16 protein-coding genes are annotated in these 17,594 nt (G+C 62.2%); 8 read left to right on the top strand and 8 right to left on the bottom strand.

What is annotated here, in order from left to right; genetic code table 11:
* Window positions 1-55 precede the first annotated feature (55 nt).
* Together FGE05_RS18085 and FGE05_RS18080 are read left to right on the top strand one after the other, a co-directional pair.
* The gene (locus FGE05_RS18085; protein WP_139647056.1) at window positions 56-2,707 is read left to right on the top strand and encodes a sensor histidine kinase KdpD; all 2,652 of its coding nucleotides are present in this window, start codon (window positions 56-58) and stop codon (window positions 2,705-2,707) included.
* Window positions 2,708-2,754: 47 nt separating this feature from the next.
* Complete coding sequence (locus FGE05_RS18080; RefSeq protein WP_139647055.1) at window positions 2,755-3,453, top strand: response regulator; 699 nt, start codon at window positions 2,755-2,757, stop codon at window positions 3,451-3,453.
* A gap of 174 nt (window positions 3,454-3,627) precedes the next feature.
* Here the strand turns inward: FGE05_RS18080 and FGE05_RS18075 are convergent, their stop codons facing one another.
* Window positions 3,628-4,665, bottom strand: coding sequence for a patatin-like phospholipase family protein (locus FGE05_RS18075; protein WP_139647053.1), 1,038 nt, complete (start codon window positions 4,663-4,665; stop codon window positions 3,628-3,630).
* Window positions 4,666-4,872: 207 nt separating this feature from the next.
* Here FGE05_RS18075 and FGE05_RS18070 point away from each other — a divergent pair, with 207 nt between their 5' ends.
* The 3 genes from FGE05_RS18070 to FGE05_RS18060 all read left to right on the top strand — a co-directional run bounded on the left by FGE05_RS18070 (window position 4,873) and on the right by FGE05_RS18060 (window position 7,066).
* Window positions 4,873-5,163 carry a hypothetical protein gene (locus tag FGE05_RS18070; protein ID WP_024778753.1) on the top strand — a complete coding sequence of 97 codons (291 nt, stop codon included), beginning with the start codon at window positions 4,873-4,875 and terminating at the stop codon, window positions 5,161-5,163.
* A 107-nt stretch (window positions 5,164-5,270) separates the two neighbouring features.
* Window positions 5,271-6,032, top strand: a complete 762-nt coding sequence (locus tag FGE05_RS18065; protein ID WP_139647051.1) for a CHAD domain-containing protein — start codon at window positions 5,271-5,273, stop codon at window positions 6,030-6,032.
* Between the two features lie 236 nt (window positions 6,033-6,268).
* Window positions 6,269-7,066 carry an acyl-CoA thioesterase II gene (locus FGE05_RS18060; RefSeq protein ID WP_139647049.1) on the top strand — a complete coding sequence of 266 codons (798 nt, stop codon included), beginning with the start codon at window positions 6,269-6,271 and terminating at the stop codon, window positions 7,064-7,066.
* 13 nt (window positions 7,067-7,079) lie between these two features.
* Here the strand turns inward: FGE05_RS18060 and FGE05_RS18055 are convergent, their stop codons facing one another.
* From FGE05_RS18055 to FGE05_RS18045, 3 genes are all read right to left on the bottom strand, one after another.
* A complete protein-coding gene (locus FGE05_RS18055) occupies window positions 7,080-7,286 on the bottom strand; it encodes a hypothetical protein (protein ID WP_139647047.1) in 207 nt (68 codons plus the stop codon).
* 309 nt (window positions 7,287-7,595) lie between these two features.
* The gene (locus tag FGE05_RS18050; protein ID WP_139647045.1) at window positions 7,596-9,077 is read right to left on the bottom strand and encodes a methyl-accepting chemotaxis protein; all 1,482 of its coding nucleotides are present in this window, start codon (window positions 9,075-9,077) and stop codon (window positions 7,596-7,598) included.
* A gap of 232 nt (window positions 9,078-9,309) precedes the next feature.
* A complete protein-coding gene (locus FGE05_RS18045; protein ID WP_139647044.1) occupies window positions 9,310-10,116 on the bottom strand; it encodes a TatD family hydrolase in 807 nt (268 codons plus the stop codon).
* A 235-nt stretch (window positions 10,117-10,351) separates the two neighbouring features.
* Between FGE05_RS18045 and FGE05_RS18040 the strand changes: the two genes are divergently transcribed.
* The 3 genes from FGE05_RS18040 (at window position 10,352) to FGE05_RS18030 (ending at window position 12,863) form a co-directional block, all read left to right on the top strand.
* Window positions 10,352-11,773 carry a transglycosylase SLT domain-containing protein gene (locus FGE05_RS18040; protein WP_139647042.1) on the top strand — a complete coding sequence of 474 codons (1,422 nt, stop codon included), beginning with the start codon at window positions 10,352-10,354 and terminating at the stop codon, window positions 11,771-11,773.
* Between the two features lie 99 nt (window positions 11,774-11,872).
* Window positions 11,873-12,307, top strand: coding sequence for a DoxX family protein (locus tag FGE05_RS18035; RefSeq protein WP_139647040.1), 435 nt, complete (start codon window positions 11,873-11,875; stop codon window positions 12,305-12,307).
* A 250-nt stretch (window positions 12,308-12,557) separates the two neighbouring features.
* Window positions 12,558-12,863: a class I SAM-dependent methyltransferase gene (locus tag FGE05_RS18030; protein WP_139647038.1), complete on the top strand. Its 306-nt coding sequence runs from the start codon at window positions 12,558-12,560 to the stop codon at window positions 12,861-12,863.
* Here FGE05_RS18030 and FGE05_RS18025 read toward each other — a convergent pair.
* The 4 genes from FGE05_RS18025 to FGE05_RS18010 all read right to left on the bottom strand — a co-directional run bounded on the left by FGE05_RS18025 (window position 12,850) and on the right by FGE05_RS18010 (window position 17,593).
* Window positions 12,850-13,737 (bottom strand): hypothetical protein, encoded by an 888-nt coding sequence (locus FGE05_RS18025; protein WP_139647036.1) that lies wholly within the window; start codon window positions 13,735-13,737, stop codon window positions 12,850-12,852. The genes FGE05_RS18030 and FGE05_RS18025 overlap by 14 nt on opposite strands.
* Before the next feature lie 136 nt (window positions 13,738-13,873).
* Window positions 13,874-14,371, bottom strand: a complete 498-nt coding sequence (gene greB, locus FGE05_RS18020) for a transcription elongation factor GreB (RefSeq protein WP_139647034.1) — start codon at window positions 14,369-14,371, stop codon at window positions 13,874-13,876.
* Window positions 14,372-14,405: 34 nt separating this feature from the next.
* On the bottom strand, window positions 14,406-16,910 hold the full coding sequence (locus tag FGE05_RS18015; protein ID WP_139647032.1) for an ABC transporter permease: 2,505 nt from the start codon (window positions 16,908-16,910) through the stop codon (window positions 14,406-14,408).
* Complete coding sequence (locus FGE05_RS18010) at window positions 16,910-17,593, bottom strand: ABC transporter ATP-binding protein (RefSeq protein ID WP_139647030.1); 684 nt, start codon at window positions 17,591-17,593, stop codon at window positions 16,910-16,912. Before FGE05_RS18010 ends, FGE05_RS18015 begins: the two co-directional genes overlap by 1 nt.
* Between the last annotated feature and the right edge of the window lies 1 nt (window position 17,594).

The following is a 17,594-nucleotide window of genomic DNA, read 5'->3' as shown; positions in this document are numbered from 1 at the left end:
TGGAGCCTGTGAGAATGGGCGTGCCCTCAGTATCTGAAAGCAAGAGAACCACACCATGAGCGACTCCGGCCGCGCCGATGCCCTGTTAGCCAATCTGCCCCGCGCTGGCCGTGGTCGGCTCAAGGTCTTTCTTGGCGCGGCACCGGGTGTTGGCAAGACCTTCGCCATGTTGCAAGCGGCCCACACCCAGTTGCGGCAGAACGTGAAGGTTATCGCCGGTGTGGTGGAGACACACGGTCGAGCCGAAACCGAAGCCTTGCTCGGCGGCCTGGTACAACAGCCTTTGGTGCGCTCCCAGTACCGGGGCGTGATGCTCGAGGAGATGGACCTCGACGGTCTGCTCGCCGCCCGGCCAAAGCTGGTGCTGGTGGACGAACTTGCCCACAGCAATGCCCCCGGCAGTCGCCACGCCAAGCGCTGGCAAGACATTCAAGAGCTGCTTGCTGCCGGCATCGACGTCTACACCACCGTCAATGTGCAGCACCTGGAAAGCCTCAATGACCAGGTGCGCGGCATCACCGGGGTGCAGGTTCGCGAAACGCTGCCGGATTGGGTCCTGCAGGAGGCCGATGAACTGCTGCTGATCGACCTGCCGCCCCGTGAACTGCTGGAGCGCCTGCGCGATGGCAAGGTCTATGTGCCGGAGCAGGCCCGCGCGGCAATCGACGCTTTCTTCACCCAGACCAACCTGACGGCCCTGCGTGAGCTGGCGATGCAGACCGCCGCCGCGCAAGTGGACAACGATCTGGCGCTGGGCTATCGACAACTGGGGCAGGCCGCTCCGGTGGTGCGGGGGCGGTTACTGGTGGGGGTGGACGGCGACGCCCAAGCCGAGCGCCTGGTGCGCCATGCCAGCCGCGTCGCTCAGCGTCGGCATCTGCCGTGGAGCCTGGTGCATGTGGACAACGGTGGCGCCCGGGACGAGGCCTCGCGCCAGCGCCTGCAAAACGCCCAGCAACTGGCGGAACGTCTGGGCGGCGAAGTGGTGTTGTTGCGGGCCGGCGAAGTAGCCAGGACCCTGGTTCAACATGCCATCGAGCGTCGGGCCACTCTGCTCCTGGTAGGGCAGTCCCGACCGCGCCTGCGCAGGCGATGGTTTGGCGGCGGCCTGGCCTCACGCTTGTTGCGCGTTGCCATGGGGCTGGAGATCAATGTACTGGACAGCGATGAACAACTGCGTCCCGCCCGCGTTTATTCAAGCCGCGTCCAGACCGGCTTCGACTACGTGTTGGCGTTGCTGGCGACCGTGGTGGCCAGTGCGTTGGCCTGGGGCATTTCCGGGCTGCTGGCGTTGCCCAATATCTCCCTGGTGTTTCTGATGGCGGTCTTGCTGGTAGCGGTGCGCAGCAGCCTCGGCCCGGCCTTGGCCTGCGCGGCGCTGTCGTTCCTGGCCTACGATTTTCTGTTCATCCCGCCGAACTTTTCCTTCACCATCCAGCGTGATGAAGATGTGTTGACGTTGGTGTTCTTTCTGCTGATGGCGGCGCTGACCGGTAATCTTGCTGCCCGCCAACGTAGACAGTTGCAGGTGCTGCGCGACACCCAGCAGGAAACCGGCGAATTGCTCGATCTGTCCCGCAAGCTCACGGCTGCCACCGACCGCCAGGCCGTGATCAGTGCCGCCGCGCAGCACTTCAACGGCTGGCACGACTTGCAGCTATGCCTGCTCAATCGAGAAGGCCAGAGTGGCTGGAAGGTCGAGACTGCTGAGTCGCTGACGTTCGTCGAGGCCGAACGCGCGGCGGCCGACTGGGCCTGGCAGCACGACCAGCCGGCCGGCGCCGGTACCGGGACACTGCCCCTCGGGCGCTGGTGGTGGTGGCCGTTGTCGGTGGAGGGTGGACCGCTGGCGTTGCTGGGCGTGCGTTCGAAAGACGACAGTCCCTTGAGCGGTCAACGTCGGCGCTGGTTGGCGGCCCTCAGTCAGCCGCTGGCCCAGGCGCTGGCCCGGGCGCAGTTGGCGCAGGACCTCGAGGCGGCGCGTCTGCACGGCGAGACCGAGCAACTGCGCAGCGCCTTGCTGGCCTCGGTCTCCCATGATCTGCGCACGCCGCTGACCGCCATGCGTGGCAGCATCGACAGCCTGTTGGCGTTGGGGGAGGCGATCCCGCTGGCAGATCGTCGCGAATTGCTTGAAGGCACCCGCGATGAAGCTGAGCGTCTGGACCGCTACATCCAGAACCTGCTGGACATGACCCGTCTCGGCCACGGCGCCCTGAAACTGGCGCGGGACTGGGTGGCGCCGGCGGATATCGTCGGCAGTGCACTGAATCGTCTGAGGGCGGTGCTGGCGCCGCTGATGGTCAGCGTCGAAGTGCCCGCTCATTTGCCATTGCTGCATGTCCACGCGGCGCTGATCGAACAGGCCCTGGTGAATGTGCTGGAGAATGCCGCGCGTTTTTCGCCGGCTCACGGGCGCCTGCAACTGAGTGCAGGCACGACGGACAGCGAAGTGTTGTTTGCCGTGGCTGATGAAGGGCCGGGGATTCCCGAGCAAGAACGAGAGAAAATCTTCGACATGTTCTACACCGCTGCGCGCGGCGATCGGGGCGGGCAGGGCACGGGGTTGGGGCTGGCGATCTGTCAGGGCATGGTGGGCGCCCATGGTGGGCGGATCAGCGTGGGCGATGGCATCGACGGGCGCGGCACCTGCATCACCCTGCATCTGCCATTGCAGGCACAACCGGACATGGACGATGAAGCTTGAGCCGGGCTGCGTTACTCTCTGCCATTGATTTTCAGTGAACCGAACCCATGAGCCAAACCGCGACCCTCCTGGTCATCGATGATGAGCCGCAGATCCGCAAATTCCTGCGCATCAGTCTGGTTTCCCAGGGCTACAAGGTGCTGGAGGCCGGTACAGGGGCCGACGGCCTGGCCCAGGCTGCATTGAACAAGCCTGATCTGCTGGTGCTCGACCTGGGCCTGCCTGACATGGATGGTCAGCAGGTGCTGTGCGAGTTCCGCCAATGGTCGACGGTGCCGGTGCTGGTGCTCTCGGTGCGAGCCAGTGAAGCCCAGAAAGTCGAGGCGCTGGACAACGGCGCCAACGATTACGTGACCAAGCCGTTCGGCATCCAGGAGTTCCTCGCCCGCGTCCGCGCCCTCTTGCGCCAGGCACCGGCAGGCGAGGCCCGGGAAGCGGCGCTGACGTTCGGTCCGCTGACGGTGGACCTGGCCTATCGACGGGTATTGCTGGACGGCGCCGAAGTGGCTCTGACCCGCAAGGAATACGCCGTGCTGGCACAACTGGCGCGGCACCCCGGACGGGTCATCACCCAACAACAGTTGCTCAAGGACATCTGGGGCCCGACCCACACCGAGGACAGTCACTATCTGCGCATCGTGGTCGGCCACCTGCGTCAAAAACTGGCGGACGACCCGACGCGTCCCCGGTTCATTGCGACCGAGGCGGGGGTGGGGTATCGGTTGTTGGGAGAGGGTGGGTTTTAACCTCTCGGTCTTCAGCCAAGCACTGTTGTGGCGAGGGGATTTATCCCCGCTGGGGTGCAAAGCGCCCCCAAACCCGTCGACTCGATAAAGCTGGCAAACCGAGTTGCCTGATTTTAGGGCTGCTTCGCACCCCAACGGGGATAAATCCCCTCGCCACAGGATCAAGGTGTTGCTTCAGCTCTGTTCACTTTCATACCGATCCAGGGTGTCACTGGCAATCTCCCGCCCCAGGGCGATCAACTCCGGCGCCTTGTAGAACTCGAAGAACCGGCACACCCGTTTCGGCACGTTGATCAGTACATCCGGGGGATACCCGGCGATCTTGTATTGGGCCAACGAGGTTTGCATTACCTCGAAACTCTGGTTGATCAAATCCAGCAACGAGGCCGGGCCGACGTTATCGATGATGAACGAACCGGTGGCGGACTTCGGTGCGCCTTCAGTCTCGGGCGCTGCGGCCGGTTGCTGGCCTTCAGGCTCGGCGGATTCGAGCCATGGGTTGATATCGGCGGCCTCGGCCTTCAACGCTTCCTGTTCCAGCAGTAACAACTGCTCGGCCTGCTTGCGCCGAAAGGGCAATTTCGACCCCAGGGAACTGATTAGATTGTCGAATCGGCTCCTGAACGCGGCCGGACGTGGGATGACCGGCAGACTGTATTGTCGCTGGTTGGTGGCATTGAGGTTGACTGCGATGATCAGGTCACAGTGACTCGATACTACCGGCACGATCGGCAGCGGATTGAGCAGGCCACCATCCACCAGCATGCGATTGCCTTGCATCACTGGTGTGAACAGGCTGGGAATCGCCGCCGAAGCGCGCATTGCCTGATGCAGGCAACCTTCCTGGAACCAGATTTCCTGTTGGTTGGTCAGGTCCGTGGCTACGGCGGTGTAGGGAATGCGCAGGTCTTCGATATTGAGTTCGCCGACGATCTTACGGATCTGTCCGAAGACTTTTTCACCGCGGATCGCACCGAGGCGAAAACTGACATCCACCAGCCGGAGGACGTCGAGGTAATCCAGGCTTTCGATCCAGTTGCGGTAGTCCCTGAGCTTGCCGGCGGCATAGATCCCGCCCACTACAGCGCCCATCGAGCAACCGGCGATGCAGGCAATGTCGTAGCCACGTCGTTCGATTTCCTCGATCACCCCGATATGGGCGTAGCCCCGGGCGCCGCCCGAACCCAATACCAATGCGACACGTTTTGTCATGACCTGGCCTCTTGTCGAACAGACTTCAACAATGCACTGATCGAGGCTCCGGCTCAATCGTTGTGGCATCAGCGTCGTTTTTTGACACGCTGGGGTGACATTTTTGTATGCTCGCCCACACTTGAATTAAGGCGGTCCGGCCAAGGCACTTTTCGCCTTTGCGACCGTCTTACCAGCACGACTGTTTGACCTGACTGAGGTGTAATGATGAAAGCCCGGATCTGCCTGCCCCTAGTAGCATCCCTGATGGTTCTGGCCCTGGCCGGTTGCGCAGGCAAAACAGCTTATCGTGACAGCTGCGGCACCCAGCTTGACGCCGCCTGGCATGAACTGGACCTGGCCAAGGCCGAAGGTTTTGCCGGTACTGTCAGTTACTCCAAGGCGCTGTCGCTGCTGACCGGTGCCAAGACCCAGCAGCAGTTCGAAGCGTTCGAAGGCTGCTCCAGAAAGGCCGAGAAAGCTCGCTTCTACATCCGCGAGTCCCGTGCGGGACGATAAAAGCAGCGGCTGCTATAGACTGTAAGCTGCAAGAGAGCGGCACGACGTGACCCTCACTTGTGGCTTGCAGCTCGCCACTTGAAGCTGCTGTACGGAGTACGCCCCCCATGATTGATAGGCTGGTGGCCCGGATCGTCGGGCTGGAAGTCGGCCTGCTGGCCTGCCAGGCCCGCTTGAATGCCCATACCGACAGTGAAGCGCTGCATGACCTGCGGACCACGGTTCGCCGTTTGCGCAGCTTGCTCCGCCCATTGCGCGGCTTGCCGGGTGTCGAACAGCTGGAAACAGCCGCTTCGGCGGTTGGAACCCTGACCACGCCGTTGCGTGACCGGGAAGTGCTGGCGGCTTATCTTGAGTTGCACGACAACACCGATGCCGCGCAACGGCGTCGGCTGCAGATGGCCGAGGCCTATCCTGCCGTGGCCGCGAGCCGGGAGTTGGCGCAGCTGTTGATGATCCTCGATGCATTTCCGCGCTTCATTCGCGCGGCCCAGCGTCAGGGGCTGCTCAAGGGATTGCGCAAACGCATTGAAAAGCGCCTGGACAAACAATGGAAACAACTCGGTGAAGCGTTGCGTGATCCGGCCCATGACCGCCACCGGTTGCGGCTGCTGATCAAGCGCGTGCGCTATGCGATCGAAGCCTACCCGGAGCTCGATCGACTGCCGGAAGCGGCCATGCCGCGGCTCAAGTCCGCCCAAGGCGCCCTGGGCGATTGGCACGACTGCTGGCAATGGCTGGCCCAGGCCGAACGGGAACACGACCTGCAACCCTGTGTGCCGGTCTGGCGCACTACCATGACCGAGGCCGAAGCCAAGGCTGACAAGGTGCTCGATAAGCTGATCGCGAGCTGCTTCGAGAAATCCTGAAAAAACCACCCTCTATCTCCCTGTGGGAGCGAGCCTGCTCGCGATAGCGCCGACTCAGCTTGCCCCATGCTGACCGACCCTCCGCTATCGCGAGCAGGCTCGCTCCCACAATGCTCTGTGCGTTGATTAAAGTGTGGCGGCCTATCTGTCAGCCTCTTTGGCCGGAATGAGCGCTGTGTCGTTTATCCCGGCTGGTTAAGATTCCTTCATCTTTCTCCCATGCTTTCGAGGTTGCCATGCGCTTTTCCGATTTGATCGATGCTGTGCGCCGTCAGCCTGGCGCCGTGACCATCGCACCCGAATGGGGGCAGGGACGCGCCACTTTTGGTGGGCTGGTGGCGGCGCTGCAGTATGAGGCGATGCGCGCACGGGTGCCGGCGGATCGTCCGGTGCGTTCACTGGCGATCACCTTCGTCGGCCCGGTCGAACCGGACGTGCCCGTCAGTTTTGAAGTCGAAGTGCTGCGCGAAGGCAAGGCGGTCAGCCAGGTGCAGGGACGCGCTGTGCAGAACGGCCAGGTGGTGACCGTGGTGCAAGGCAGCTTCGGTGCATCGCGCTCTTCCGTGGTGGCGGTGCAGGCCGACCCTGCGCCTGAGTTCAAAAGCATCGAGCAATGCCAGGAGCTGCCTTATATCAAGGGTGGCACGCCGGAGTTCATGCGGCACCTGGCGATGTGCTGGAGTGTCGGTGGTCTGCCATTCACCGGCAATAAATCCCGCAGCATGGGCGGTTGGGTACGGTTGCGTGGGGATGTAAAGGAAGAGCCGCTCAACGAGGCCCACATCCTCGCGTTGGTGGATGCCTGGCCGCCCGCGTTACTGCCGCACCTGACACAGATGGCGCCGGGTAGCACGCTGACCTGGACCATCGAATTCGTCCAGCCGGTGCTGGCGCTCACGACGTTGGACTGGTGCAAGTACCTGGCCGAGATCGAGCACGCCCAGGACGGCTACGGTCACGTCGCTGCGAAGTTCTGGAGCGCCGATGGCCGCCTGATCGCCATGAGCCGGCAGACGGTGACGATTTTCGGCTGAGGTATGTGGGCGCTCAATGAGTGTGGCGCAGTAGTCCCAGCGAGGCGAATACAGCGATGATGCCGATGCTGATGTCCGCCAGGTCCAGGTTGAGCGCGCCCGAGATGATCAGCAGCGATGCGATGATGAGCAAGGGCACGGCGATCAGTTGCAACGCCAGATGGGTTGGGTTGAAGGCGTGCCATTGCCAGCCTGCGAGGGTAGGGTGACGTTTGTGCATGATGCTGCTCCTTATGCCTGACATCTGTTGATACAAGAATAGGCATGGCGGGGCAGGGCGGCGAATCGCGGTTGGCTATGGGAGCGATAGATCCGAGTCAGTTCTCGGATGAAGCAATCGCGGGCAAGCCTTGCTCCCACAGGTCCATGTGTCCTTTATGGGATGAAGTTTACCTCTCCACAGGTCCACATTTTCTTTGTGGTGTAGGGCTTGCCTCTCCACAGGTCCACATTCCCTTTGTGGGCTAAGGCTTGCCTCTCCATCGTCCACATTCCTTTGTGGGAGCAAGGCTTGCCCGCGACGGCGGTCTCAGAGTCTGAGCTGCCCGATCGCCTTGCTCAATTCACCCGCCAGGGTCGCCAGTTCATGGCTGGTCGTGGCCGAGTCCACGGTCTGGCGCACGGTGTTTTCAGTGACGTCGCGAATGCCCACCACCGCCCGGTTCATTTCCTCGGCAACCTGGCTTTGCTGCTCGGCCGCGACGGCGATCTGGGTATTGCTCTCGCGCATCTGGGCCACCGCGTCGGTGATCTGCGCCAATGCCTCGCCGGCCTCGCGGGCCTGTTGTACGCAATCGTCGGCTTTGTAGGAGCTTTCCTGCATGAAGTCCACCGCGTCCTGGGTCCCCGCCTGCAGGGCCGACACCATGGTGGTGATTTCATCTGTTGAGATTTGCACCCGTTTGGCGAGGTTGCGTACCTCGTCGGCTACCACGGCGAAACCCCGGCCCATTTCCCCGGCCCGCGCGGCTTCGATGGCGGCGTTGAGGGCCAGCAGGTTTGTTTGCTCCGCTATGCTGTGAATCACGCTGACCACGCTGTTGATCTTCTGGCTGTCTTCGGCCAGGCGCTGGATCATTTCGGCGGTCTGCTGCACCCCGGAGGAGAGGCCGGTGATTGACTGCTCAACACGATTGACCACGTTACGGCCATTGCCGGCCAGGGTGTCGGCGGCTTTCGACAGGTCGCGAGTGGCGCCGGCATGTTGGGCGATGTGATACACTGTGGCGGACATCTCGTTGATCGCCGTCGCTGCCTGATCGGTTTCGCTCTGCTGCCCAAGCATGCCGTGGCGAACCTCGCTCATGCTCGAGGCCAGTCGTGCTGCGCCACTGTCCAGTTGGCGGGCCGTGCTGGCCACGGTATCGACTACCCGTTGATAACCGGCTTGCATGGCATTGAATGCGGCGGCCATCTGGCCCACTTCATCCTTGCAGGCCAGAGGCACGCGGGCGGACAGATCGCCGGTCTTCTCCACATGCAGCATCACGTCCTTCAGGGTGTTGAGCTGGCTCAACAGAAAGCGGATCAACAATTGCGACGCGCCCAGCATGGCCAGCATCAACACGAACACCGCCACGGCGTATTGGCTGAAGCGCTCGCCGAGTACCTGGCTCAGGCTTGCGCCCTGAGCCAGGACGGCGAGTTGTTGGCCGTCGCCGCGTCGGATGACGTCAGCGCCCAGCAACGGCTGATTGCCGACGAGCGGTTTGGAGTCCAGATCGACCCAGCCCTGCGCCTGCGCCAGTGAAGGCAACGACTGACCGTTGAGCGCGGGCGCCTGGCCTTGCTTGAACGCCAGCAGGTTATCGGCCCTGGGCAATGCTTGCTCGGCGGGCCAGGCACTGAGCAGGCGCGCCTGGGCCTGGGCATTCACCCGGGCCGCATCATTGCGGGCCTGTTGTTCAAGCTGCAGTGCATAGAGCACGAGCAGCAAGGTGGTTACAAAGGCGACCGCGTTGACCGCCCAGAATTTGTATTTCAGCGAGATATTGCTAAGCCAGGCACCCATGGAGGTCTTCTCTGATAGCGGAAACAGTTTTGGCAAGGTGCCATTATTTTGCCGCTATCCCGGGAGGTGGAGTGTTGATGTGGGTCAACAGACCTGATGCTAGGAGCCATGGGCTGGCCCGGATTCCCTGTGGGAGCGAGCCTGCTCGCGATAGCGGAGTGTCAGCCACTGACTTGCAAGCTGATTCACTGCTATCGCGAGCAGGCTCGCTCCCGCAAGGGATTTCGGGGGCTCAGGAGATCGTGGGCAGCCCGAAAAACGCCCGCGCACATGCTGTGCTGTGAGCGGCCAGGTCTTCTTGGGTTTCGCCTCGATGCAAGGCGATTTCCCGCAAGACTTCGGTCAGGTAGGCCGGCTCGTTGCGCCCGTTCTTCGGTTTGGGACGCAGGGTGCGGGGCAGCAGGTAGGGCGCATCGCTTTCGAGCATCAGCCGGCCGCGGGGGATTTCGCGTACCAACGGGTGCAGATGCGTGCCCCGGCGTTCATCGCAGATCCAGCCGGTGATGCCGATGTGCAGGTCCAGGTCCAGGTAGTTGAACAGCGCCTTTTTCTCACCGGTAAAGCAATGCACCACCGCAGCCGGCAGACGGTCGCGGAAATCCCGCAAAATCTCCAGTAAGCGCTGGTCGGCGTCGCGTTCGTGAAGAAAGACTGGAAGTTGCAGTTCCGCCGCCAGGGCGAGGTGTTCTTCCAGGACTTTCTCCTGTTGTGGGCGAGGGGAGAAGTCCCGGTTGAAATCCAGTCCGCATTCTCCAACGGCACGGACGTGGCTTTGCTTCAGCAGGTCCTTGAGGTGCCGGGCGCTGTCGGCTGTCCAGTCGCTGGCGCTGTGGGGATGGATGCCGGCGGTGGAGAACAGGCGCTCGCCGGTCTCATCCAACTGTTGGCACAGCTCGAGAGCCTTTTCGCTGCCCTCGATGCTGGTGCCGGTCAATACCAGTTGGCAGACCCCTGCTTCATAGGCGCGCTCAAGCACTGCCTGCTGTTTGTCGGCGAAACTGGGGTTGGTCAGGTTGACGCCGATATCGATGAGTTGCATGGTGCTACCTCGGCCCAAAGGCCGGAAAGCATATCAGAGCTGTAGATTTATAAGAAAAGCCAAGAACTACAACGAGTTGAGGCTGTCTGTTGAGGCCATGAGACAGGTCGGGTTGGTATAAACGCCATCACTGTGCCAGTCTTGCGCACTTTTCAGCGCCCCAGGTGCTCTGTTCCTGTCGACCCAAGCCTCTTTTTTCAAGAAGGCGGGTCGCGGTATTCCTTCCGGAGAGTGGATGACACGTCCCCAGGTGTTCTTACTGCTGTGTTGTTCGCTGCTGCTGCCAATGCCGGCGGAGGCGCGGCTGCCTGGGCCGGTGCAGGCGGTGGCGCCGGGTACGGTGCGTGACCTGGCGCAGATCCGCAGCAGTCGAGTGCTGAAAGTATTGGTCAACCAGAGCCGCAACAGTTCCGGTGAAGTCCAGGGGCAACCCATCGGCGTCGAATACCACCGGTTGCGGGCGTTCGAACAATACCTTAACGGTCATGCCCGGGATGGCCAGGAAATCACCCTCAAGATCATCCCCAAGGCCAAGGACCAGTTGCTCGGTGCCCTGCAACGCGGAGAGGGCGACCTCGTGGCGCCGGGTGAATTGCTTGAGCCCTTGGCCAGTCACGCGGTCAGTGCCAGCGATCCGATTCGCAGTGGCGTGCCCTTGATGCTGGTGGGCATCAAGGGGGAGAAGCGCTACACGCGGGTGGAGCAGTTGTCCGGCAAGACCCTGGCCTTGCCCAACGGCAGTGCGGCGGGGGACGCGGTGGGGCAGATCAACCAGAAGCTGGCTTTGCTCAAGTTATCACCGGTGAAGATCGAATGGGTCGACCCCACCCTGGCGGTCGAGGATGTGCTGGAAATGGTCCAGGGAGGGATTTTCCATCTGACCATTGTCGAGCAACCCATCGCCGAGCGCTGGGGCAAGATTCTGCCCAAGCTGCGCTTCGACCGGCAGTTGCTGATCGGTGAGCCGGATAACGAGCACTGGTTCGTTCGCCGCGACGCCGCCATGCTGCGGGCGAGCATCAACGGCTTCCTGACGACCTACAAGGTACCGTCCAACGAGGACGCTGCGTTCCTGCGCATCTATCGTCGTTTGTACCAGGTTCATTATCCGCTGGCTCGGGCCGACCGCCAGCGGCTGGAGAAACTGCGCCCGGTGCTGCAAAAACATGCCGAGGCCCAGGATATGGACTGGCTCAACCTCGCGGCCCTGGCCTTCAAGGAGTCCGCTCTGCAACCCAGCGCCCGCAGCGGAAGCGGTCCCACCGGGCTCATGCAGATCACTCCGGCGGCGGCGCAGCGGGTCGGGGTCGGCAACATTCAGAACCTGGACGCCAATGTCCAGGCCGGCGCCAAGTACCTGGCCATGATCCGCCGCAAGTTTTTTTCCAGCCCCAAGCTCAACGAGCGCGAACGCATGGCCTTTGTATTGGCTGCCTACAACATGGGCCCCGAACGCGTCCAGGGCATGCGTGCCGAGGCCCGGCGGCGTGGACTGAATCCCAACCAGTGGTTTTTCCAGGTCGAACGTATTGCCATGGAGCAGGTAGGAATGGGCGCCGTCAGCTACGTTAATAGTGTGAATAAATACTATCTGGCGTTTGATCGGGAGCGGGAGTCGTTGGAACCGAAGGAACAAAAGGTTGCACTGCGCAAGTGATCGAATAAGTTGATTGGTATGACGGAGATATTGCGTTTTTAACATGAGCTTTATTGATTAATATAGCGACCAACCCAACCTTCCCAAGGAAATGAACCCATGAGCTCTTTCGTCAACAAAATCCTGTCCACCCGTGCCGGCTACGGCCTGACTGTCCTTCGCATCGCGGTCGGTGTCATTTTTGCGGCTCACGGCTCGCAAAAGCTCTTTGGTCTGTTTGGTGGCTACGGGCTGGCGGGAACCGCGCAGTGGATGGAAAGCATCGGCCTGACACCCGGCTACCTAATGGCCACATTGGCCGGTGGCACCGAGTTTTTCGCCGGGCTGGCCTTGATCGTTGGCCTGCTGGTTCGTCCGGCGGCGTTGGGGTTGGCTTTCCTGTCCCTGGTGGCTATTTTCTCCGTGCACATCGGCAATGGCCTGTTCATGGCCAACAACGGTTATGAGTTTGCCCTGGCGCTGCTGGCCGCGAGCATTGCGGTGTTGATCGAGGGTGCAGGCAAGCTGTCGGTCGATCGCGCCATCGCTGGCTGATCACCGAGTACAACCATCGAAGGCCCGTCTGGTACGGGCCTTTTTTGTGGCTGCAGATTCTTGACACTGGCCCGTCGGCTTCTCTAGGATGCTGCCCATGCGCCGATTTAAACAGCTACTTGCGGGGCGCCAGGTGACTCATCCAGTCATCGTCAGAAGCTTGGAACAGGCTTCGAAATACCGCTAAAGCGCTGGTTCGGTGTTGCCTCTCACCTGCCATGCAGACTTTTTGAGGCAGAGACACGACACGATGAACGCACCCAGTCCCCTTGTACGTCTTGCGCCGATTACGGCGAGCCTTCAGCGCAATCCCAAAATCCTCTTGGGCGGTACCCATCAGCCAACGTTGTTGCGTTATCTCGACGGCTGGCCGCGGCGCAGCCACGGGCCCGCTGCATTCCTGATCCAGTTTGTCGAAGATGGCGAGTCCCTGGCACGTTTCGCCAGCGATAGCTTCGATCTGGCGGTCATCCAGTCACCCAGTGCGGCGGATGCGCCTGAAATGATCCGGCAGTTGACCCGTGTGGCGCGGCAAGGGCTGATCACCCGGCGCTGAGGCTGCCTGCCTTGGCCGACGCCTTGAGACCGTTGGCATGCATGCAGTTGAATACAATCCGGCTGCGAGTCGACCAATCGGTGTTGATGATGTGGAAGCGCTGGATATAGCTGCTATTGTCCCTGGACTCGAACCACTCATCTATCTTTTCACTGAAGTCGTCGGGAAGATGAAGAGGCAACACGTATTTCGCGCATTGTATCGAGCGCAATACGAAGTCGGGTTTCTGCCTGGCGGATTGCTCATCCATGAATGCTTTCAAGGCCGCGGTGGAGTTCAGGTTCTTACCGCTCCATTGATGCTCCACGCCCTTCCAGTACTTCGCCCTGACGCGGTGATTGTAGGAAATCACAACGGTCTTCTCCGGACGATGGGTCCATATATCTTCCAGCGTTGAACGCCGCCAGTTCCGGGGGATCAGCCGTTGTCCGATTTTCGAATCGATCAGGCTGTGCAGTTCCTGGTGGATGGTCCGGTTGAAATGCTTGAATTTATGAAAGTTCAAGATAACGATTTCCTTGGCCCTCGTGGCCTTGTGCTCGGGGTCGTCGTAAAAATCATTCAACGGAGCCAGAACGTCACCGCCCACCGTGCGTCCGGAGGAGGTGAGGTGAAACAGTTGGAAGCGCTTGTCACTGCCGACAGGGGCGGTTGCGGAGAACACCACGCGCAGGTCGAGCACGCGAAAGCCCGCCAGGACCTGTTCGATGATCGGCACGTCCTGGGTCTTTTCCTGAGGCAACGTAGGGTTGGGGGCTTTTTTGTCTGCGCCGGAGTCATGGGTGCCGGGCAGAATCAATTCGTCGATACGCAGTTTGTATAACTGAGGGGTGTTGTACATCCAGCAGTCCAATCCATGGTGGGTAGCCTTCATGATTATTCATCCTTGAATAATGTTCTGAGCGAAAGGCACGAGGCAGCGTGCGCCGGTCATTTTGCGCAGCGCTGTCATCTTGTCAAAGGATCAAGTTTGCTGGGATGTTTCGAGGCCGCTGGGCTTTATCGGCGGCTCATGGATAAGTGATGTCCACGACATACACCCGCTTCTCGCCTGTCGGTGTCTGCACCCTGACTTCAGCATCCAATGCCTTGCCAATCAGCGCCCGTGCCAGTGGCGAGTCGATACTGATCAGGTTCTGTTTCAGATCCAGCTCGTCGGGGCCGACGATGCGATAGCGAGCCTCGTAACCGTCCTCGTCTTCGACCGTGACCCAGGCGCCGAAATACACCTTGTTCGGGTCGCTGGGTTTTTCACTGACGACTTTGAGTGCTTCGAGGCGCTTGGTGAGGAAGCGGACGCGGCTGTCGATTTCCCGCAACATTTTCTTGCCGTAGGTGTATTCGGCATTTTCCGAGCGATCACCCTGGGCCGCCGCCTCGCTGACCGCCTGGGTCACTTGAGGGCGGCGCACATGCCAAAGCTCGTGGAACTCGGCGCGCATCCGCGCCTCGCCCTCGGGGGTGATCAGCGCGGTGCCTGCGGTACGAGGTGGGCGATAACGGCTCATGGCAACTTCTTGTGGTGGTAAGGACGGAAGTCTATCAACCCTCGCGCAACACTGTCAGCGGGCTGGCGTTGAGCGCTCGTCGGGTGCCGAACACCCCCGCAGCGCCGATCAGCAATGCGCCCGCCAGCGGCAACATCAGCAACCATGGATGCGGATGCCAGGGCAGGTCGAAGGCAAAGCGGTAGAGCACCAGGCTGACCAGTTCCGAACCCAGGGCCGCCAGTAACCCGCTGACTGCACCCAACAGGCCGAATTCGATGCGTCGGGCCTTGACCAGCAAGGGACGTTCGGCCCCCAGGGCCCGCAGCAACGCGCCTTGACGAATCCGTTCATCGAGGGTGGCCTGCAGGCCGGAGAACAGCACGGCCATGCCCGCCGCCAGGACAAACAGCAGCACGTACTCCACGGCCAGGGTCACCTGGGCCAGAATGCTGCGCAGTTGTTGCAGCAAGGCTTCGACCTGCAGAATCGTCACTGCCGGAAAGGCCCGGGCCAGGTCGACAATCTGCTGGTCGTGACCGGCGGCCAGATAGAAACTGGTGAGGTAGGTGGCCGGCAGGTCCTTCAGGGTGCCGGGTTGGAAGATCATGAAGAAGTTGGGCTGGAAGTTGTCCCAGTTGATCTCCCGCAGGCTGGTGACCTTCGCTTCTCGGTTGACGCCACCCACGCTGAACACCAGCCGGTCACCCAGTTTGATCTGCAGGTTCTCGGCCACTTTGCCCTCCACCGAAACCCCCGGTATATCGTCCGGTGGCTGCTGTGGCCACCAGTTCCCGGCGGTGACGACGTTGCCTTCCGGCAGGTCCGCAGCCCAGGTCAGGCTCAGGTCGCGCTGCAGTGCCCGGTCCCCGGCCGAGTCCTTGGTGACGAACTCCTTGGCCGGCTCGCCATTGATGCTGATGAGTCGCCCCGGCACCACGGGATAGAGCGGGGCCGATTGCGCCGACAACTGCAACAGCTTGTCGGTGAAGGCCTGCTTGTCATTGGGCAGGATGTTCAGGGCGAAGTAGTTGGGGGCATTTTTCGGCAGCTGGTTTTGCCAGGTATCCAGCAACTCGCCACGCAACAGTGCGATCAACGCCATGGACAACAGGATCAGGCCGAATGCCAATGCCTGGCCGGCCGCAGCCAGGGGATGGCGCAGCAATTGGCCGAGCCCCAGCCGCCAGGGCAGGGACGCGCGGGCGAGCATCCGGCGCAGGCTCTGGAGCAGCAGCAACAGCAGGCCGCCCAGCACCAGCGCGGCGACGACGCCGCCGCCGAGCAGGGCGAAGGTCAGCACCAGGTCCAGGCTCAGGCGCCACATGATCAGGCCAAGGGCACCCAGCGCGGCACCATAGACCACCCAGGTACTGGAGGGGATGGGCAGCATGTCCCGGCGCAATACGCGCAACGGCGGCACCCGCCCCAGCGCGGCCAGGGGCGGCAGGGCGAACCCTGCCAGCGCCACCAGCCCGGTGCCGATCCCGGCGATTGCCGGCAGCAGGCCGCCGGGCGGTACGGTGGCGGGTAGCAGGTCATGCAGCAAGGCGAACAACCCCAATTGGGCGACCCAGCCGAGCAGGGCGCCGCTGAGGCTCGCCAGCAGGCCCAGTACCGTCAGTTGCAGGCTGAACAGCACCATGGTTTCCCGACGTGACAAGCCCAGGCAGCGCAGCAGCGCACTGGCATCGAAACGTCGGGTGGCGAAACGGTTGGCGGAGAGCGCGACCGCAACGCCGGAGAGGAGCACAGCCACCAGGCTGGCCATGTTCAGGTAGCGCTCGGCCTTGCCCAGGGCGCCACCGATCTGCCGGTTGCCGTCGCGGGCATCCTGCAGGCGCTGGTTGGCTTCCAGGCCCGGCTTGATCAGGTCGCGATAGGTTTGCAGGGCGGACGCCGGGCCTCGCCAGAGATCGCGATAGCTGACACGACTGCCCGGCTGTACCACGCCAGTGGCTTCCAGGTCCTTGAGGTTGATCATGACCCGGGGTGTGAGGCTGTAGAAATTGCCGGCGCGATCCGGTTCGTAAGTCAGCACCCGGCTCAGGCGCAAGGTGATGTTGCCGACATCGATGCTGTCGCCGATCTTCAGGTCCAGTGCTGTCAGCAGTCGGGCTTCGACCCACGCCTCGCCCGGGTTCGGTCGTCCTCCGGATTCTTCCGGGGCGAAGGGGGACGGGGCGCTTTTCAGTTCGCCGCGTAACGGGTAGAGGTCGTCGGCAGCCTTGACGCTGGACAGCTGGATACCGTTGTCGGTGGCGACGACGCTGGAGAACTCCACGACAAGAGCGTGCTCCAGACCCAGCTCAGTGCCGCTGCGGATCTGTTCGGGGCGGGCAGGCGAGCTGCCTTCAAGCAGCAGGTCCGCACCGAGGAATTCGGTGGCGCGCAGCATCATCGCGCCGTTGAGACGGGCGCCGAAGTAGCCGATGGCGGTGCTTGCCGCCACCGCGACCAGCAAGGCGAAGAACAACACACGCAACTCGCCGGCGCGGGCGTCGCGCAGCAATTGACGGACGGCGAGACTGAACAGGCGCAACAGCGGCAAGCGTGCCATCAAGGCTCCAGGGGGGCGACCATCTGGCCGGCTTCAAGTCGGATCAGGCGCCGGCAACGATGGGCCAGGCGTTCGTCATGGGTGACCAGCACCAGGGTCGTGCCGCTTTCCTTGTTCAGTTCGAACAAAAGATCGCTGATGCGCTCGCCGGTGTGGCTGTCGAGGTTGCCGGTGGGCTCGTCGGCGAAAAGCACGTCGGGCTCGGCGGCGAAGGCCCGGGCAATGGCCACGCGCTGCTGCTCGCCACCGGAGAGCTGGCGCGGCGAGTGGGTGAGGCGTTGGCCCAGGCCGACCCGTTGCAACAGTTCCGTGGCGCGTTCGCGGGCATCCTTGCGACCGTCCAGCTCCAGCGGCAGCATGACGTTTTCCAGCGCATTGAGGCTGTCGAGCAGTTGGAACGACTGGAAGACGAAGCCGACGTGCTCGGCGCGGATTCGCGCCCGCTGGTCTTCGTCCAGCGCACTGAGGGCCTGCCCGGCGAGGGTCACTTCACCCTTGCTGGGCAGGTCCAGGCCGGCCAGCAGGCCCAGGAGAGTGGATTTGCCGGAACCGGAGGCGCCGACGATGGCCAGGCTGTCGCCCTTGTTCAGTTCCAGGCTGAGTTCGTGCAGGATGGTCAGTTCACCTTCCGCGCTGGGAACCACTTTGCTAAGGTCCTTCGCGGTGAGAATGCTTGAGCCCATG

This window comes from Pseudomonas sp. ICMP22404 (genome assembly GCF_006227205.1).
Taxonomy (GTDB): domain Bacteria; phylum Pseudomonadota; class Gammaproteobacteria; order Pseudomonadales; family Pseudomonadaceae; genus Aquipseudomonas.
Note: the sequence above shows the minus strand (reverse complement) of the source record. Positions and strands in the feature narration are given on the sequence as shown.

What these genes read in the sequence shown, in the direction of transcription:
- FGE05_RS18045 (WP_139647044.1), bottom strand. Translation starts at nt 10,116, where the DNA reads ATGCAACTCATCGATATCGGCGTCAACCTGACCAACCCCAGTTTCGCC.
- FGE05_RS18055 (WP_139647047.1), bottom strand. Translation starts at nt 7,286, where the DNA reads ATGCACAAACGTCACCCTACCCTCGCAGGCTGGCAATGGCACGCCTTC.
- FGE05_RS18085 (WP_139647056.1), top strand. Translation starts at nt 56, where the DNA reads ATGAGCGACTCCGGCCGCGCCGATGCCCTGTTAGCCAATCTGCCCCGC.
- FGE05_RS18025 (WP_139647036.1), bottom strand. Translation starts at nt 13,737, where the DNA reads ATGAAGGCTACCCACCATGGATTGGACTGCTGGATGTACAACACCCCT.
- FGE05_RS18035 (WP_139647040.1), top strand. Translation starts at nt 11,873, where the DNA reads ATGAGCTCTTTCGTCAACAAAATCCTGTCCACCCGTGCCGGCTACGGC.
- FGE05_RS18080 (WP_139647055.1), top strand. Translation starts at nt 2,755, where the DNA reads ATGAGCCAAACCGCGACCCTCCTGGTCATCGATGATGAGCCGCAGATC.
- FGE05_RS18030 (WP_139647038.1), top strand. Translation starts at nt 12,558, where the DNA reads ATGAACGCACCCAGTCCCCTTGTACGTCTTGCGCCGATTACGGCGAGC.
- FGE05_RS18065 (WP_139647051.1), top strand. Translation starts at nt 5,271, where the DNA reads ATGATTGATAGGCTGGTGGCCCGGATCGTCGGGCTGGAAGTCGGCCTG.
- FGE05_RS18050 (WP_139647045.1), bottom strand. Translation starts at nt 9,077, where the DNA reads ATGGGTGCCTGGCTTAGCAATATCTCGCTGAAATACAAATTCTGGGCG.
- FGE05_RS18015 (WP_139647032.1), bottom strand. Translation starts at nt 16,910, where the DNA reads ATGGCACGCTTGCCGCTGTTGCGCCTGTTCAGTCTCGCCGTCCGTCAA.
- greB (WP_139647034.1), bottom strand. Translation starts at nt 14,371, where the DNA reads ATGAGCCGTTATCGCCCACCTCGTACCGCAGGCACCGCGCTGATCACC.
- FGE05_RS18075 (WP_139647053.1), bottom strand. Translation starts at nt 4,665, where the DNA reads ATGACAAAACGTGTCGCATTGGTATTGGGTTCGGGCGGCGCCCGGGGC.
- FGE05_RS18040 (WP_139647042.1), top strand. Translation starts at nt 10,352, where the DNA reads ATGACACGTCCCCAGGTGTTCTTACTGCTGTGTTGTTCGCTGCTGCTG.
- FGE05_RS18070 (WP_024778753.1), top strand. Translation starts at nt 4,873, where the DNA reads ATGAAAGCCCGGATCTGCCTGCCCCTAGTAGCATCCCTGATGGTTCTG.
- FGE05_RS18010 (WP_139647030.1), bottom strand. Translation starts at nt 17,593, where the DNA reads ATGGGCTCAAGCATTCTCACCGCGAAGGACCTTAGCAAAGTGGTTCCC.
- FGE05_RS18060 (WP_139647049.1), top strand. Translation starts at nt 6,269, where the DNA reads ATGCGCTTTTCCGATTTGATCGATGCTGTGCGCCGTCAGCCTGGCGCC.